We start from the raw sequence: 18902 nt of genomic DNA, 5'->3' as shown, positions 1-18902 counted from the left end.
CTACCGCCGGGTTGCCGTTCGTCGGACGCGAGCCGTCTCGAATGGTCCGGAGTCTTTCCGATTAGCAGTGGGGTTCTTCGCTCATGAAGATTCGTTGTCCGCGTTGCGAGAAAATGTTGTCCATACCGGAGAAGTACGCGGGCAAGGCGATTCGATGTCCTGGATGCAATCAGGCATTCAAAGTGCCGGCGCTCACGGCGGCGCTGGGGGCCGGCGGCGCCCCCAAACTCGATCTCGAAGACCTTGCCCGGCTCGAGCAGGGCGGATCGCAATTGACAGAAGAGGAACTTGCCGCGCACGCCACGCAGGAACAGGCGGGCATCGACGCCGAGGCGGAAGCGAAGCTGGGCTATCGAACCTGTCCGAATTGCCGCGCGAAGATCAAGGCCAAGGATCCATACGTCGAACTGCTTTGCTCGCACTGCTGGAAGCCGATCCCGGCGGTCGGCGGCAGCGGTTCCGGCCTGGGCGGGAAGAAGGTCAAGCAGACCGGCGTTGAAGTAACGGCAACGGGCAAGGGGGGCTTCTACACGGAACTGGCCAGCGCGTTCACCTATCCCATCCCGGCGCTTTCGTCGATTCTGACGGCGTCCGGAATTGCGTTTCTGGCGGCCATGCTACCGGTGGTTGTGATCACCGGCGCGTCGTCGCTGATGGAACAGAGCAACGTGGGTACGGAGCAGGGCGTTCAGAAGGCCGATCTGTCGAATGTGGCGATTATCCTCATGGGTATCTTCGGCGCGGAGGTTTTCTTCTTTTCGGCAATCGCGATTCACTCATTCTTTGATGTCGTTCGGACGACCGGCGTGCGCGACGATCAGCCGCCGAAACTTACTTTCAGCCCGAGCCAGTGGGGTAAGAGTTTTTTTTCCTACCTCGTGCTCACCGTTTATTACGTTGCCATGACTTCGCTGGTGATCGCGCTGACGATGGACGGCTCATTTGATTCAGTAATCAGCGCCCTCGGAACGGATCAACCGCTGAAGCCGTTTGAGGAGGCCGCGACGCCGTTCGTTGTGGGCATGGTGCTCGTTTCGTTCTTCATTCCGATGAACCTGATCGGCATCAGCCTCGGCAATATCGGGCAGGCCTTGAATCCGTCGGCTGTTGTGAAGTCGGTGCTTAAGACCCACGTTCACTATGTTTTCCTGGTGTTGATCGTGTGCGTGTATGGCGGTCTATTGAGCTATATCTATGCGTCGATGCTCTTCGGCTGGTTCCTGCCTCAGATTTCAAAAATGCGGGCCGGTTCGACCGAGGGCAGCCTGATGGATGTCGCCCTGCCGCTGCTGGCTTGGGGTGCGGTCATGGCGGTGTTCTTTTATGGCACCTATGTCCTCGGGCGATTGCATGGATTGTTCGTTCGCACCTATCGCAAGCAGCTTCTCTTCGGCACGGACTAAATCGCCGGAATCCGGATCATCGTCGTGAATTACACATTAATCGGACTCGTCCCCGAATCGGGCCGGCGCGCCCTGCGGCAGGCCGTCCGCTCCGGTTGACGGAATCGGTGCAACTCCGGCCCGAGGACCGATTATCATGATCATAGGGAACCGGATGGGCATGTTTGGCGTCAAATGATGCGAAAAGGGCAGGTGTCGGCTCGCATGGACGGATCAGGGGATCCGCCATTGACGGGCCAGCGGCAATCCGGCGATCTCACAGCGGATGATTCACAATCAGCTTCGAGGGGCCTTCCATGATGCGAAAACTGAAGGGCGCGATCCACGTTTTCTGTGTGGCTGCGTGTCTGTTCGTGATCCTAAACGTCTCGACGGTTCGGGCCGGCGAGTCGGCTGTCGAGCAGGAGATCAATCGTGCTCTGCGTGGTCGCGAGTATGATCGGGCAGTCGCACTGATCGAGAAGGCGCTGTCGTCCGCGACGCCCGATTCGCGAGAATTCTTACTCTATCGCCAGGGGCTATCCCTCCAGTATTCGGGCAAACTGTCGGATGCGATCGCGGTGTTCGAGCGGCAGATCAGCGAGTTTCCGGCCGGTGCATGGACGATCAAGGCTCGCATGCACATCGCCGATGCGCACTTTGCCCTCAAGCAGTTTGTTGAAGCCGAGAAGATTTACGCCGCGCGGATTGCGGAGCTGGTGAGCGAAGGACGCAAAGGCGAGATCGCCAAAGTCTACCTTGAATTCGCCGACGAGTACTTCAAGCCCAAGGACTCGCTCCTGCAACCGAACTATGAACGTGCGCAAACCTTTTATGAGAAATCGCTTGAACTGGAACCGACCGGTTCGCTTCGCGAAACGCTGCTCTTCAAGCGGGCGCTCTGCAATCAGAAACTGGGCAGACATGGGCCGGCCGCCGATCAGTTCGAAGCGTATCTTCTGGAGTTTGACCCGGCCTTTCGCGAAGCCCGGAGGCTGCGCACGGGAGAGCAGCCGATGCCGGGGAAGGCCGACGGGGGCGGGGCGCACTGGATCGACGCGCGACTTGGCCTCGGTGAATCGAAGCTGTTTCTCAATGATCGGCTGGAAGCGCGTCGCGTGCTTCAGGACCTTTTGTCGGGATTGGAATCGGCCAATGGCGGAACGCCAGCGGACAAGACGGCTGTCGGTCGTCGCGATGATGCGTGGATCAAGGCCAAGTTGCTGATCGCCCGGACGTTTCAGATTCCGACGCCGCCCGACTCGATCAGCCTTCATTCGGGCGTGAAGGTGCTGAACGAACTCATCGATCGATTCCCCGCATCGGCCGAGGCAGTGACCGCGGCGTTTGATGTTGGGGTGGCATACCGTAATCAGGGGCGAACCGATGACGCCATTGCGGCATTCAGATCGCTGATCAATCGCGATCGGATCCGTCCTGAGGAGTCAAACATCGTCAAATCGGCTGAAGCGCTCTCGCAGTCGGCGCTCTTTCAGGTCGGCCAGTTGCTGCTTTCGCAGCGAAAATACGCGGATGCGATCGGCGCGTGGAACCAGTACATCGCAAAGTATCCCAATGGTCCGCAATGGGCGAGTTCGCAACAGGCGATTATCGACGCGGAGTATGGCATCGGCGCTGACGCTCAGGCGGATGAGCGCTTCGACGACGCGAGAGGCGCCTGGGCACGCTTTATCGAGAAGTATCCGCTCGACCCTCGGGCCAGCGGCATTCTGTTCGCTTTCGGTGAAATGGCGTTCCGGGAGCAAATGAAGCGAAAGGATGCCGGCGACGTGCCGGATTGGAACATTCCGATTCAGGCATGGAAGCGACTGGTCGAGAAGAACCCCGGCACCGAGGACGCCGGACGCGCGCAGTATCGAATCGGTCAAACGCTGGAAGAGAATGTATTTGATCTGGACGGCGCGATCACGGCTTATCAAAAGTTGAACTGGTCGGCCATGGCGCCGCTTGCCGCACAACGGCTTTCGGCGATGCGCTCGGTCAGCATGGAGCTTCGAACAGACCGGGCATACCGCGCGGATGAGAAACCCGTCGTTCATGTGGACGTGCGGAATATAGATCGTCTGACGGTCAAGATGTACCGCATCGACATGGAGGAGTATTTCCGCAAGGGTCGCTCCCTCAATGGCGTTGAAGGACTCGACCTGATCCTGATTGATCCGGACGAGACCTTTGATGTCGAAGTGAGGGACTACGCGCCCTATCGACCGATCGCGCAGACGATCGAGATTCCGTGCAAGGTTCCCGGAGCGTGGGCCGTCTATGTCAGCAATGAGAAGAGCGCTGCGCAGGACAAGGGGGCGCCGGCCGGGCTGGCCGCTGATCGGCCGACTCGATTGCAGGCGACAACGCTCGTGCTGGTGTCGGATATTGACGTACTGGTTCAGTCATCGCGCGGACAGGTGCTGGTGTATGTTCAGGACATGCGGCAGATGAAGCCGATGCGCGGTGTGAAACTTCTTATCGCAGATCAGTCGTCGGTCATTCTCGAGGGTCAGACGGACGAAGGCGGTTTTTTTGCTTCGACCGATGCGAAGTTGAAAAATGCCGGACGTCTGTCGGTATTCGCGAAGGTCGGCGGATCCGCCGGGGCTCATGTCGCAGGCACGGCACTTGGCCTGGAGGGTCTGTCATTCTCGCAAGGACTTCGGCCGCGGGGATACATTTACACCGATCGGCCCGCCTATCGTCCGGGCGATAGCGTCAACATTCGCGGCATACTCCGCGAGGTGGCAGGCGGCGCGTACAGTCTGCCGGCGCAGCCTGAAGACAAGCGCCTGCGCTGGAAGATCGAGATCGTCGACGCCAAGGGCCGAACACTACGGGCGGACGAGATTGCACTGACGGAATACGGCACGTTTTCGTCGCTTTTTCAGATTGCAGACGACGCGCCCGTGGGAAACTATCGAATCATCGTGCGTCGTGTCGACGGGCCGGCATTCGAGGGCGGCTTTGGCGTAGAGACCTACAGGCTGACGACGGCGTTCATTGCATTTGATATTGCCCGTCCCGTTGTGCTGCGTGGCGAGCGCGTGACCGGCGATATTCTTGTTCGGTATCACTATGGGGAGCCGGTGATCGACAAGGAAGTGGAGTATGAACTGCACTTTCCGAACGGCGATGTCGAACGGCGTGCCGGGCGAACCGACAAGACCGGTAAGATCGCGATTGAGTTCGAGACGGCCAGCCTCCCGGAAGATGGCCAGGTGCAACTCGTCGCGCGTCAGGCGGACATGAACCTGATGGCGGCGGACACAGTCTTTGTGGCGGTGCGGGACTTCACGGCGGGCGTTTCCACGCTTCGCTCGCTTTATCTGTCTGAAGAGCCGGTCGAGGTGCGGGTCGAGACGCGCGATCTGAAGGGCGGGCCGACTGCCCGCAAGATGACGGTCACGGCCTACCGCAGAACTTATGAAAAAGGCATGTGGTCGGAATCACGCGCGGAATCGGCGGAGGTTGCAACGGATGCCGGCACGGGCGTGGGTCGGGCATCTCTCAAACTTGCAAAGGGCGGGATCTACATCATTCGGGCGGAAGGACGTGACACGCGCGGCGAGCTTGTGGCCGCGGAGGCATCGCTCACTGTTTCCGATGCCGAGGATACGACACGCCTGCGGCTGTTCTCAGATCGCGAGAACTATCGCGTGGGCGATCGCATCGCACTGGATGTCCATTCCCGGATCGAACCGATTCGACGGTCGCGAATCGGCGAGAGCGGTGGAGTAGAGCGAGGTGACAGCTCTGCGCCCGAGGCCCTCGCCGTATTGATGAGCGAAGGTGATGGCGTTTTCCAGTATCGCACGGTGACCATCCGTCCGGGGCACAATGCCATTGATCTGACTGTGGAAAATGTTCACTTCCCGAATTTCAAACTGATCGCGGCCGTCATGACCGGCGGGAAACTTCATATTGCGACGCGGGAATTCACAGTCGAACGCGAGCTGAGTGTGAAGATCAAGCCGCGTCAATTGACGGCTCGGCCGCGGGACGAGATGTCGGTTGACATCGTGGTGACGGATCAGCAGGGCAAACCGGTTCAAGGCGAGTTCAGCGTGGCCATGGTGGATGCCGCGTTGTTGGCACAGTACGCGGACAGATCGCCGCCGATCGTGCCATTCTTTCAGTCTGATGCCCGCCGATCGACCGACAGCCGGACGCAATCGAGTTGTACGTTTCTTTATCGTCCGGCGACCACCGCCATGGTGACGGAGGTGCTGGATTTTGATGCCGAACTAGCGGAGGCGGACGACGAAAAGGACTACTCTCGGGCAATGCGTCGGATCGCGGAATCGTGGAAGCCGGGCGAAGCTGCTCCCCCGGCCTCGCCGGCTCCGACAGCGGGGGGCGTTGATCTGGCACTGATTCTGGGACGAGACGGGGCCGTGGAGAGTGAGGGAGCCGGTGGCGATGCAAACGCACAACCCGCCGTGAAGCGGCGATCGGGCTCGGCGGGTGTCGCGTCGTTGTTCGGCGGCGTTTCGGCGAGGCCCATGAAGGACGAAGTGAGCCAGATGGCCGCCCAATTCAGACCAGAGTCGAAGGATGACGAGTTTGGTGACATGGGCGTGGCGCCAATGGTTCGTGCAGGGCTCGCTGATTTGCCGGATCGCGAAGCGTACAAGCAGCAGTTACAGCGGCGGCTCTTTGAATCGTGCCAGTCATGGATTCGTTCAGGACAGATGGACAATCGCGCGATTGACGAACGGCTCGGGGAGGCGGTCCGTGCGACGCCGTTTCGCACGTATTATCCGGAAGTCGCGTATTGGAATCCGCAGGTCGTTACGGATTCGGAGGGCAAGGCGACGGTGACGATCGTGCTGCCCGACTCGAGCACGACGTGGAAACTGATCGCGCGCGGAACCACACGGGACACGATCGTCGGAGAAGCGTCGGCCGAGGTTGTCAGTAAGAACGATTTTCTGGTCGAGTGGAACGCGCCGGCGATGCTCATTGAGGGTGATCGCTTCGTGCCGCGCGGACAAGTGCACTGCCTCACTCCGTTCGCGGGACGCATCAAGGTACAGTTCGAAGCCCGGCGATCCAATGGTGAGCCGATCGCCTCGGGCGAGAAAGTCATGGACGTGGAATCAAGCGGCGTGTTCGACGTGGAATTCGATGCGATCGAAGTTCCCGCGAGTGAGCTGGTTGCGCTGACATTGTCTGCTGTCGCGGTCGCGAAGAATCAGGACGCCGGGAGCGGGGCGCGCGAGCTGTCCGATTCGTTGAAGGTCGAGATTCCGGTTCAGACCTGGGGACTGCGAATCGAATCCCAGCAAGCCGGAATTGTGAAGGACACCGAATTTGTTGAGATTGAGCTGCCCCAGCTTGAAGACATGAAGCATGCCTATCATGACATGCGACTTGTCGTCGCCGTCGGCTCTTCCATGCAGCGTTGGCTGGTCGAAGAGGCGCTCGAGATGGGCGGCCGCTGGAACCGTATCGACGTAGGAATGAAGCGCTGGCGGGTGACACCACCGCGGACGCATGCGGATACGGCTTCAGTGCTTCTTGGCACCCTTTATGCGGGGGATTATCTCGCGTCCAACGCTGCCGCACAGGATCCTCGTTTGACATCGGATCGGGTGCTGCTCGATGAGCGCGTCGCCGGGCTGATCGCGCAGCTTCTGGCCAGCCAGAACGACGACGGCGGGTGGCCCTGGTGCGGCAGTGTGGGTGAGTCAAATCCGTGGGTCAGTGCGGCGGTGGCGTGGTCACTTGGAAAGGCGAAGTATAACGGCTACGCACCGGCAACGGACGCGGTTGCGAGGCTGAGTGCCTATCTGCAGAAGTCCTTTGCCGATGCGGCGGTGAATCAGGCTGAACTGAAGACGGTTGTTCTGCATGGCCTGGCGTGGATTGACGATATCGATTTCGGTCACGTGAATCGGCTGTATCGAAATCGCGAAAGCCTCGGCTCGGCGGGTCTGGCGCATCTTGCACTGATTTTCGCGAAACTCGACCGCGGCACGATGGCAGCGGAAGTGCTTGAGTTGTTGGCCCGCAAGTCGAGCATTACGAATCGCAAAAATGTTCGGATTTGCGAGGTCCGGTGCACGGACAATTCCGCGTGGATGCGTAGTGAGTTGGAAGTCACGGCGCTGACGCTGCTCGCACAGCTTCAGGTGGATCCCCGCAACGATCGTGTGGCTTCGATGGTCGCGTATCTTGCCGGCGCCGCCCGCGCCGACGGGTGGCGTCCGCATAAGGCGAAGGGGCCGGTCATTGCGGCGCTGGCAACATACTATCTTCGCGGTGAGCGCGATCGCGAGAATTTCAGGATGGGCCTGTCAGTCAATGGGAAGCCGGTCGGTGAAGTCACTTCCGACACGCCCGAATCGCTGGTTTTTCAGTTCTCCAGTGATGAATTGGCCGCCGGCAGGCAGCGCGTGGATTTCAGTTTTGCCGGACGCGGTGAGTGTGCCTATTCGGTGACACTCTCCGGATTCCGGGCGTGCTATCCCACCGCGGTCGAAGCCAGAAATGAGATTGTTTATGTCAATCCGCGCGAGATCGATCCACCTTCGATGGAGTACCGGGGCCGGCAGGTTCGGAGGGGTTTCGGAGTTGCCGCCCGGTACGATTCGTTCACCAATGTGGCGAAACATGTGCCGGTCGGGACGGTCGTGTCGGCACGAACTTCGTTCGGCCGAATGGACACTCAGCGCGGTGACGCGGCGGATCGCGACTATCTCATTGTCAAAGAGGTGATTCCGGCGGGGTTCCGGCTGCTGACCGACACGCTCAGCGGCTCGTATGCTTCGTATGATGTGCGAGACAATGTCCTGACACTCTATTACGGGAACGTGGCCGACCTGGGCCAGATTTACTACAAAATGGTGGCTGTCACTCCCGGCACCTACCGCCTGCCGCCGACAATTCTTCGCAGCCTCTATCGGCCCGAGGTCTATCATCTGAATCGCGATGACCAGACACTGACCGTCCTGCCGCGCGGCGCTAAAAGCCCTGACGAGTATCAACTGTCGCCGGACGAGCTGTACGAGTTCGGGCGATTCCATTTCGACGACGGTGACTTCGCGGCGGCATCGGAGTATTTGAAGAAACTGGTTGCCGGGGCGTGGACGCTTAGAGACGAGCCTTATCGGCAGTCCGTCCGGATGCTGCTCACCTGCGCACTGCAGATCGGCGACAACGAGGCAATTGTCAACTACTTCGAAATTCTCAAAGAGAAATTCGGCGATCTCGTGATTTCCTTCTCCGAGATTGTTCGCGTTGCAAAGGCATACGCCGCCACCGGACAGCAGGAACGTGCCTGTGTGATTCATCGCGCGACCGCCGATTCGACTTTCATCGCCGAAACGGCCGTTGGCGGAGTCCTCCAGGCGGAAGGGCGTTTCCTGGACGGACACGATTTTCTCGTGCGGCTCTGGCGGGATTATCCCGATACGCCCGAGGTGCAGAGCACGTTCTTTGCAGCATCTCAAGTGCTGTATTCCAGAGCGGCTACTGCCGCGTCGCTGTCGCCGCGCCGCACAGCGGAGGGCGCGGCACGGCGAGTGACGCGGCTATCGATCATGGCCGAAACGATCCGCATGCTGGAGACGTTTGTCACGCTTTATCCCGACAGTCCGGCCGTGGACGAGGCGTCGTATTCGCTTGTGAACGCATACCTGGACCTCGACGATTTCAAGACCGTCATTTCACGCACGGAGGAGTTGATCAGGCTCTTCCCGCAGAGCAAGTGGCTCGACCGTTTTCGGTATATGCAGGCCCTGGCATACTTCAATCTGGGCGAATTCGACAAGGCCCTCACACTGGCCATCCAGGTTTCCGAATCCACATTCGTGGATGATCAGGGCGTGACGCGACCCAGTCCGAACAAGTCGCTGGCGCTCTATATTGCGGGACAGATTTTTCACGCACAGTCAAAGATTGAGAAGGCGATCGAGTATTACAAGAAGGTCGGATCGCAGTTCTCGGATGCGTCGGAAGCCGTCGAGTTCTTTGAGCACAAGTTCATCCGTCTGCCTGAGGTGACGATCTTCCATCCAGATGACAAGGTCTTTCGCGAATCGGTGGCGCTTGAGCGCCTTTTCAGCGTCGCCAATCTGCCGCGTGGACAGAGGCCGACCCAGCAAAACTCGCCGCAACGGGAATACAACGAGAGCGTGTCGATGAAGCCGTTCGTTCGGGTCAGCTACCGAAATGTGAAAGACGCCGTTGTGCAAGTGTACCGCGTCGATCTCATGAAGCTCGCGCTGGTCGAGAAGAACCTTAATCAGATCGCGTCGGTCAATCTTGCCGGCATCAAGCCGATTATCGAAGAGACCGTTCAGTTGAACGACGATAAGACCTATCTTGACAAGCAGCAGCGCGTTCCGCTCGATCTGGCCGGTCGGAAGGATGGCGCCGATTCCGTCGAGGGGGCCTACCTTGTGATCTGCCGGTCTGGTGACTTTTATTCCAGTGGCCTGGTTCTCATCACCCCGCTGGCTGTCGAAGTCCAGGAGGATCCCGCCGGCGGCCGGGCGCGCGTCAACGTGGTCGATGCCCTGACGCGCGGTGGAGAGAAGAGTGTGCATGTGAAGGTGATTGGCACGGGTATGACGAGGTTTGTAAGCGGAGAGACCGATTTGCGCGGCATGTTTATCGCGGACGATATTCGCGGCGCAGTGACGGCGATTGCCCGCGACACGAATGGGCATTTCGCGTTCTACCGAAGCGAGTCGATCCTGGCTGAGCGATTGGCGAGGCAGCCGAACGAGAAGGGCAGCATCGGGAGGAAAGAGACCGCCGGTTCGTCGAAGGCGAATTATCGCGGAAATCTCGATCTGGATAATTGCCGAATGCAAGAGTTGAATAGCCAGTGGCTTGAAGGCAGATTCCAGCAGCAAGGGCGCGGCGTGGCCGTGCAAAAGGCGCAATGACCGCTGTGGCTTTGCGCAAGAGGGTCTCGGTTCGCGCTCGGTGGAGGGGGGTCAGGTTGCGAGCAGTCGCACCACTTCCGCCGCGCAGCCCCACGACAGGGTGACACCGGCGCGGCCGTGCCCATAGTTGTGGATGATTGTTCGCCCACAATCAAGCGATTCTCGCTCCAGCCGCACGGCTTCATGTGCGGAGGCGTTGTCGCGACAGGGCCGGATTCCCGCCAGGGCCGCGATGCGATCTGCGGCGAGCCGTTCGGCGTTGGCAACGTTGCATGCCTTGAGCAGCGCCGCACATCGGCGGACAATGCCGTCGATCGCGGCGGCCTCTGTCACCGGATTTTCCTCACCGCGCTCAAAGGTCCCGCCGAGTACGACAAAATCGTCGAAGGGAAACACATATGCGCCGACGGCGCTGTTGGGATCGTCGCCGCCTTCAAGCAGGCACTCCGACAGGCCGATCGTGTTTCTGATTCGTAGAATCTGTCCGCGATAAGGGGTCATTGCCGCGTCGTGCGCGAGTTCGCGTGCGCCCAATCCCGAGCAGTTGACGATCACGTGATAACCACGATCGAAGAGTTGCTGAAACGAGGCGATGGTTTCCGTGACGATGCAGCCTGACAGACCACCGACGAATCTTTCTTCGAGCCAGGGCACATAGCGCGGGATATTCATTTTCGGCAGGATGCACCGCACGCCGTCGACATAAGGCGCCGGCGGGTTGTGCAGGCGTTCAAAGTCTTCGACGATGTCGGACCACCACGGATCGGCGTCGAGCGGCTCGACGAACAACTCGCGCATGCGTCCCATCGTCACTCCGGATGCCGTGGGAGAGTCGTCGGCCAGCGCCGCGAAAACGGCGAAGGATTCGGTCGTCCATTGCGCGGCGGAAGGGCTGCCGTCGATTCGGTAGGGGGAAAAAATCGCCCCGGAGCGGTCGCTCGTGGTCTCGGGCGTTCGATCTCGCGCGAAGAGTGTCACGGGATGACCCGCTTCACGAAGGCGGATTGCCGAAGCAAGACCGACGACGCCGGCGCCGATGACGGCAACGGGATGTTCTGTGTGCGCCATGAGTTGAATGGTGTCAGACCTGCATCCGATTGCAAGTGCAATTTCACCTTACAAACTGGAGGTGGGGCCGTGGCTGTGATTGACTCCGGCCGGCACTTGGAGTTCGGGAGCGGCTTGGATATGCTGGTCCATCAAACGCACCCATTGCGCGCAACGGAGGCGACTCGATGCTTATTAACGGCGAACCGGATTTTGAAGTCGGAATCATCGGTGGTGGACCGGCAGGCGCGGCCACGTCGGGGTATCTAGCCAAGGCAGGAATCCCCTGCGTCGTCATGGAACGCGAGCTGTTTCCGCGGCCGCATATCGGCGAGTCGCTGGTTCCCGCCACGACGCGCGTTTTCCGGGAGCTTGAATTCATCGACGAAATGGAACGCGCGAAATTCCCGAAAAAGCTGGGCGCGGTCTGGACTGCCAAATCGAAAGCTCCGGTGTATTCACACGACTGGGCCGAATTGCCTGAGGACAACTTCACTGACATTCGATTCGAAGAGCGTCAGCAGGAAGGCGTTGATCGGCGATACACCTACCATGTCGATCGCGGCAAGTTTGACCTGTTATTCCTGCAGCATGCGCACAAGCTCGGAGCCAAGGTTTATGAGGGCGTTCGCGTCACGCGGATCGATTTCGAGTCGAAGCCCTATCCTCGCATGTACTTCAAGATGGGCAACAAGGAGATGTATCTCACGGTCAAGATGGTGATCGATGCATCCGGGCGCGACACGCTGCTTGGTAATCAGCTTCGTGTAAAAGTGAAGGACCCCGTCTTCAACCAGTTTGCATTTCATACGTGGTTCGACGGATTTGACCGGCGCGATCCGGGTCATCCGGACAAGGCCGATTACATTTTCATACACTTTCTGCCGATCACCAACTCGTGGATATGGCAGATACCCATTACCGATACGATCACCAGCATCGGAATCGTCACGCAGAAACAGTATTTTCCCAAGACTCGGGAGGAACGCGAATCGTGGTTCTGGGAGTGCATCAGCTCGCGGCCCGATCTGCACGAGCGACTGCGCAAGGCCGAGCGCTGCCGCCCCTTCAAGGAGGAGGGTGACTACAGCTACGCAATGAGGCAGGTCTGCGGCGACCGATGGGCCCTTGTCGGCGATGCCGGCCGGTTTGTTGATCCGATCTTTTCAAGCGGCGTATCGATCGCGCTCAATGGTGCACGCCTAATTCAGGCTGACATTCGCGCGGCGGCAGAGAAGGGTGAGTACGGCAAGGCCAGCTTTGAGAACTTCGAACGCACGCTGCGCTGGGGCACCCGCAACTGGTACGATTTCATCACGCTTTACTATCGTCTGAATGTGCTGTTCACCATGTTCATTCAGGATCGTCGCTACCGCCTTGATGTGCTCAAGCTCCTCCAGGGAGAAGTGTACGATGAGGAAACACCCGATGTGCTCCGGCGAATGAAGGAAATCGTCACGGCTGTCGAGCAGAACCCGAATCATGTGTGGCACAAGCTATTGGGCGATCTGACGTGCAATGAATTCAAGCCTTCGTTCTGACTGATCCGGCCGCGAGGTGATGGTTGATTCGCCAGGCGATTCTCCCGCCTTGTTGACATCTCCATGTTTCGATGACCGTCGCGTTACGTCCAGCGGCATGTTATTCGGACGGCCGATCGCGCTTCGCTCAACTTTGGAATCCGGCGAGTCGATAATCTGGCTGGAAATAGTGCGCTTGAACGGAGACGCCGGGCAATTGCGCCTTGAGCGTTGAATCATGTCGCGATTTGCAGGCAGCATTGAAATGAAATTGACCCAATTAATCTATCTGAGTCGAGCGACCCGCCCAATGAACGCAGGGGATCTGGAATCGATCCGAACAAAGTCTGATCAATTCAATTCACAGCACGGGCTGACTGGCGCGCTCTTCTACCTGGGTGGGAACTTCATGCAGATTCTTGAGGGCGGCGCTACGGCGGTGACATCGCTTTATGCCCGAATTCAGACGGATCCACGTCACTGCGAATGCAAAGTTGTGTGCCTGGGACCGCTTGATCGCCGAATGTTCCCGGAATGGTCGATGAAAGTCGTGGATGTCGATGCCTGGTCCCGGGAACTCCGCAAGGAATTCGTATCGATTATCATGGATGCGGAGCAGCCGAGCGGGCTTCAGATTGATCGCTTGCATGCCTTCCTGACTTCGGTCACGCTTCAGCCCGCAACATTTGGCGCCTGAATGCGGCAGCGCCGCAGGGGGACGTGAAGGCGTTGTGACCGGGCCTGAGGCAGTCCATCGCTCTCCTGGCGCAGGTCTCGATGCACGGCGTGACTCACTTCGCGCCCGACGCCCATACCAGGACCAGATAAGGCGTGAAGTTACCCGCCTCTATTCCATTGAAGAGCATCGGCGATTGGTTTCTTGGGAATGTCTGGCACCGTGCAATTGTCCGCTGGATAGCCGACTGGCATCAATAGGAACGGTTTTTCGAAGACCGGCCGGCAGAGCAGTTCCCGCAGAAAGGTCATTGGACTGGGAGTGTGTGTGAGGGTTGCCAGGCCAAGCTGCTGGCAAGCCATGAGAAAGAAGCCGGCGGCAATTCCGGTGCTCTCCGATGGGTAGTAAGTCCGCAGTTTGCGGCCGTCCTTTTCCTCGAAGTCGATGCGGAACAGAATCACGAGATGAGAGGCGACCTCCAGGAAGGGCTTTTCCCAGGTTGTCCCAAGAGGCTCCAACGCATCAAGCCACTCCTGCGGCATCCGATGTTCGTAGCCATCCCGCTCCTCTTTTTCCGCGGCGACGCGAATCTCCCGCTTCAGCAACGGATCATCCACGACGACGAATCGCCAGGGCTTGCGATTTGCTCCGCTCGGCGCGGAGTGGCCGATCTCAATCGCCAGCTCGAGTACGCGGCGGTCGACCGGCCGGTCAGAGAAGAAACGGCAGCTTCGTCGATTGCTCATATCCTCCAGCAAGGATCTTCCCCTGTGGAATTGCCAGTCGGTGTCTCGCGCGGGCATGTTATAGGGGATCGTCGGAGCGGGCATATCGCCTCCGTTGCATCGTGCATTGGAATGGGTTGCTTGGAAAGAAAATGGTGTGTCGCCGGCACGCACCGATGACACACCACCGTATTTCTTGCAGTTTGTTCCGGGCAGACAATCCGGACTCAGGCGGGGGCGATCATACCCAGCCGCGCAATTTGCAAGCCTCGGCCACGCGCGTCACCGCCACCATGTAGGCGGCCAGTCGCATATGAACCTTCGCCCGTTCGCGCGTTTCGTAGACTGCATTGAATGCATCCGTCATGCGCCGATCTAGCTGCTGGTGCACATCTTCGAGCGACCAGTAGTAGTTGTAGGTGTTCTGGACCTGCTCAAAGTAGCTGACGGTGACGCCGCCGGCATTTGCCATGAAATCGGGCAGGACAAGCTGACCGGCTTTGTGCAGGATTTCATCCGCGCCGGGAGTGGTCGGCCCGTTGGCGAGTTCGCAGATCAGCTTGGCCTTGATCTTGCCTGCATTGGCTTCGGTGATGACGCCCTCGAGCGCAGCCGGGTAAAGGATGTCGACGTCAAGTTCAAGCAGGTCGGCATTGCTGACCGGCGTCGTACCGGGAAAGCCTTCGATCTTGCCGGTTTCATTCTTGTATTTCACGATCGCCATCGGATCGATGCCGGCCTTGCTCATGACACCGCCGCGCGAGTCGCTCACGGCGACGAGCTTGCCGCCTCCGAGAATTTCGGAGTGAAGCGTCGCGGCGAATTGACCAGCGTTTCCGAAGCCCTGGATGGCGTAGGTTGATTTTGACGGGTCGAGCTTGATCTTCTTCGCCGCCTCTCGAACCACATAGACGCCGCCTCGTGCGGTGGCGTCGCCGCGGCCTTCACTGCCGCCCAGCGGAATTGGTTTGCCCGTGATGACGCCGGGATGACTTTGGCCGACGATGGTTTCGTACTCGTCCATCATCCATGCCATGATCTGCGGCGTGGTGTAGACATCGGGTGCGGGCACATCTCGATGAACGCCCAACTCCCGAGCGACCACCCGCATGTAGGCCCGGGCGAGTCGTTCCTTTTCGCTTTCGCTCATTTCCTTCGGATTGCAGGTCACGCCGCCCTTGCCGCCGCCCAACGGAATATTCACCACCGCGCACTTCCAGGTCATCCATGCGGCCAGTGCACGTACCGTGTCAATTGTTTCATCGGGGTGCCAGCGCAGGCCGCCCTTGGTCGGGCCGCGGGCGCCGTTGTACTGAACGCGATAGGCGTGGAAAACCTTTGTGCGGCCGTTGTCCATCTTGACTGGAAGCGTGTATCGAAACTCGCGCTGCGGCCACCGTAGAAGCTCGTGCGTGGCGGGATCGAGACCGAGCTTCTTTGCGGCCTCGTCGAGTTGTTGCTGAGCGATCTTGAATGGATTCATCTCGGACATGAGCCATGCTCCTAAAGCGAAATGATTCGACGGAAACACGATGCTGAATCTGCATCGCTGCCTGTGCCCCTTCGCGTACATGCAAATCGCGGGCCTGGAGCGATTCGCACCAATTTCCTGCCACGTTGCGGGGAAAAACGCCCCATGCGTCAGCCCGGCGGATCTTAACGCTGCGAAAAAATCAGCACAATGGGCGGCGATTTCCGATTGGTGACGGGGTGCGACTAACGCCTCGTCGGCATGGCTAGTCCCTGGAGGCCCGCGCCTGGCTATTCATGTGTCGATCGTAAAGCTCCTCAAATTCCTGCAGCAGCTTTGAAAAATGCTCCATTGTGTCTTCAATCGGTTTCGGGTTGCTCATGTCCACTCCCGCCAAACGCAAGGTCTCAAGCGGGTACCGGCTGCTACCGGAGGAAAGGAAATTCATCATTCCCTCGACGGCGCCGTTTTCGCCGTCGATGATTCGCCGGCCGATGTTGGTGGCGGCGCAATGGCTCGTCGCGTAGGTGTAAACGTAGAAGTTGCGATAGAAATGGGGGATCCGCAGGCACTCTGCCGCGGCCGACGGTTCAATCACGAGGTCCGGACCGTAGTATTTTCGAACGAGCTCGCCGTAGATTTCGCAGAATCGGTCTCCGGTCAGCGCTTCGCCTTTTTCCGCCAACTCGTGAATCGCCAGTTCGAATTCGGCGAACATGGTCTGTCGAAAAACGGTTGTGCGGATGCCTTCGATCTGCTGCTGCAGGATCAACAGCCGTTCGATATCGTTCTTTGCGTTGTTAATGAGGTGGTGCGCGAGCAGCACTTCGTTGACGGTAGATGCCACCTCGGCGCAGAACGTCGCATAATCGCCGTAAATCGGGGGCTGGTTCTTAACGGTGTACCACGAATGCATCGCATGGCCCATCTCGTGGGCGACGGTCGAACGATCGTTCATCGTTCCCCCGTAATTCAGCAGCAGGAATGGATGTGTCAGATAGGAGCCCCAGCAGTAAGCGCCGCTGCGTTTCGATTTGGTCTCATAGATGTCAATCCATCGTGATTCAAACGCGCGGCGAAGCGTCTGTATGTAGTCAGTGCCGAGCGGCTTCAGTGCAACTAGGATCGTGTCGATCGCGTCTTCATACTTAATCTTTTCTTCCTCGACATCGACCAACTGGACGTACAAGTCGTACCCGTGAATTTCATCCAGCTTCATCAGGCGCTTGCGCATGTCGACGTACTTGTGAAGGCGCCAGGTATTTCGGCCGACGGTTTCGACGAGGTTCTTATATACTTCAGTGGGGATGTTCGGACCGCTGAGAGCGGCGTCCAACGCCGAAGCATAGTGGCGGGCCTTGGCGTTGAAGATGTGCTGTTTGAGATGGGCGCTGAGCATCGCGCCAAGTGTGCTCTTTACTTTTGCATAGGTGTCGTGCATGCCGAGAAACGCATCGCGCCGGACGCGTCGATCGCGCGAGTAGATCATCTTTGTATAAGTCGCGGCGCTGAGCTTCGTGTCGTTGCCCTTTTCGTCTTTGATGACCGGGAACTCCATGTCCGCATTCGTGAAGAGTCCGTAGATATTGCCCGGTGCCGCGGTCACTTCGCCCGTCATCGCGAGCAGCTCTTCCTCGCGGGGCGACAGGTAGTGCGCCTTCTCACGCTGGATGTCCTCGAGGGCGTGACGATAGATCGCGAGGTCCTTGTTCTCCTTCATCCATGATTCGATCGTCTCCCACGGTATCGTCAGCATCTCGGGGACGAACCAACTCGTCGCTTCGCCGGCGGTCGTGGCGAGAGTGTGCGTGCGGCTGTCACGCGCCTGTGCCGCACTGACCGACATGTCCTGGTGATAACTCAGTCCGGCATAAACAATGAGCCGGTCAAGTTCGAGCATGAGTGTGTCACGCGCTTTCAGTGCCGCCAGCAGTGAATCCCCGGAGGCCGAGAGCGTGCCGCGCAATGCCTTGACCTCAGGGATCTTCGCAGCGGTTCGGTCAAACGCGGCATTGAAGGCGGCGTCGTTTTCAAAAATATCCGAGAGATTCCATTTGTCCTTCTCGGCGATTTGATCGCGCGTCGGCGCGCCAAGCGGCTTGGCCATTTTCTCATCAGCACTTATTTCGCTCGGACCGAGGGTCGGCGAGAACGAGGCGGACGACAGCGGCGAACTGATGGCGGCAAACACGGTCATGGTCAGAAATCCTTTTCTTTTGGCTTGCGTGATCTTCTGGTTCATTGCATTGCTTCCTGTTCAGGATCGGGTCTTATTGCCGGGCAGATTAACCGCCCCGGCACGATTTACTTTGATGGTTTCGGCGGCAAGGTGATTTCATTGGCTTTTTCAGCCATTTCTTCGATGCGCTTTTCGTCGGCCGCCTTGATGATCTGCCCTTGGAGCACGCCGCCGTAGTTCGTTCCGAACCAGGTGCCCGCGTAGAATCCGTCGTGAATCATGACGCGGGCGGAGTAGGTACCCAGCAAGGGCAGTTCGGTCTTGTCGAGCGTAATGATCGGAACATCTTCAGCCCAGACCACGCGGACGTTGAACGGCAATTCAACATCCCGGTCGGCGAATTGAACGCGCGCCGTGATGATCCAGTTGTCGTCGAGTCCTTTGGACACGCCTTTGATGGTGTATCGCTCAGTATGAGGCGGCGAGAGCGGGGCTTTGCCCTGAAGGCCCTCGGCGTTGGTCATCTGCCATGAGCCGCGAAAGACCACATCGGTGAGTGTGGACTTGAATTTCGCTTCGAGTGCCTTCCGCTTGTCGGCTGGCGTGGATGCCTTCGGGGAATCGCCGGGCGCCATTCGTACGTCCTGGGCGGTGGGCTGCGTCGCTGACTGTTCATTTGCGGTGGATGTTACGGCGGCGATTACCAGCGATCCGATCGCCGCCAAAGCGGCCAGAATGAACGGTCGAAACTGGATAAACATGAAGGTCGCTCCTTTCTGCGCGGCTATGGTATCGCGATTGGGTACGGGATGTCGCCTTCTCTGGAGCCCAATCGCGGCTTTCCTGGCAGAATACATCGGGTTGCTCATTCCCGGGTGGTGGTCCGATTGTGCCGTTGCTGAAAAATGCCACAATCCGTTCCGCTTGAAATCGATCGCCGGCCGGGCACAATGGGGGGGCGAAAAGCCCGACGGGATGGCTCGTTATTCCGTCAGT

9 protein-coding genes are annotated in these 18902 nt (G+C 58.9%); 4 read left to right on the top strand and 5 right to left on the bottom strand.

Annotation, left to right across the window (positions count from 1 at the left end; translation table 11 throughout):
* Positions 1–83: 83 nt before the first annotated feature.
* Both KF841_02560 and KF841_02555 read left to right on the top strand, forming a co-directional pair.
* The gene (locus tag KF841_02560) at positions 84–1403 is read left to right on the top strand and encodes a hypothetical protein (GenBank protein ID MBX3394229.1); all 1320 of its coding nucleotides are present in this window, start codon (positions 84–86) and stop codon (positions 1401–1403) included.
* Between the two features lie 296 nt (positions 1404–1699).
* Positions 1700–10288 carry a tetratricopeptide repeat protein gene (locus tag KF841_02555; GenBank protein ID MBX3394228.1) on the top strand — a complete coding sequence of 2863 codons (8589 nt, stop codon included), beginning with the start codon at positions 1700–1702 and terminating at the stop codon, positions 10286–10288.
* A gap of 51 nt (positions 10289–10339) precedes the next feature.
* On the opposite strand, the gene KF841_02550 is transcribed toward KF841_02555, so the two are convergent.
* Positions 10340–11356 (bottom strand): FAD-dependent oxidoreductase, encoded by a 1017-nt coding sequence (locus KF841_02550; protein ID MBX3394227.1) that lies wholly within the window; start codon positions 11354–11356, stop codon positions 10340–10342.
* Positions 11357–11523: 167 nt separating this feature from the next.
* On the opposite strand from KF841_02550, the gene KF841_02545 reads away from it, so the two are divergent.
* The gene (locus KF841_02545) at positions 11524–12876 is read left to right on the top strand and encodes a tryptophan 7-halogenase (GenBank protein MBX3394226.1); all 1353 of its coding nucleotides are present in this window, start codon (positions 11524–11526) and stop codon (positions 12874–12876) included.
* Between the two features lie 289 nt (positions 12877–13165).
* Positions 13166–13552 carry a BLUF domain-containing protein gene (locus KF841_02540; GenBank protein MBX3394225.1) on the top strand — a complete coding sequence of 129 codons (387 nt, stop codon included), beginning with the start codon at positions 13166–13168 and terminating at the stop codon, positions 13550–13552.
* Positions 13553–13692: 140 nt separating this feature from the next.
* Here the strand turns inward: KF841_02540 and KF841_02535 are convergent, their stop codons facing one another.
* From KF841_02535 to KF841_02520, 4 genes are all read right to left on the bottom strand, one after another.
* Positions 13693–14334, bottom strand: a complete 642-nt coding sequence (locus tag KF841_02535) for a nitroreductase family protein (GenBank protein ID MBX3394224.1) — start codon at positions 14332–14334, stop codon at positions 13693–13695.
* Positions 14335–14497: 163 nt separating this feature from the next.
* A complete protein-coding gene (locus KF841_02530; GenBank protein ID MBX3394223.1) occupies positions 14498–15748 on the bottom strand; it encodes a Glu/Leu/Phe/Val dehydrogenase in 1251 nt (416 codons plus the stop codon).
* A gap of 244 nt (positions 15749–15992) precedes the next feature.
* Positions 15993–17969, bottom strand: coding sequence for an oligoendopeptidase F (pepF, locus tag KF841_02525; protein ID MBX3394222.1), 1977 nt, complete (start codon positions 17967–17969; stop codon positions 15993–15995).
* A gap of 62 nt (positions 17970–18031) precedes the next feature.
* Positions 18032–18667: a hypothetical protein gene (locus KF841_02520; GenBank protein MBX3394221.1), complete on the bottom strand. Its 636-nt coding sequence runs from the start codon at positions 18665–18667 to the stop codon at positions 18032–18034.
* Positions 18668–18902: the final 235 nt, after the last annotated feature.

It is taken from the genome of Phycisphaerae bacterium, assembly GCA_019636475.1.
Lineage (GTDB): Bacteria > Planctomycetota > Phycisphaerae > UBA1845 > UTPLA1 > JADJRI01.
Note: the sequence above shows the minus strand (reverse complement) of the source record. Positions and strands in the feature narration are given on the sequence as shown.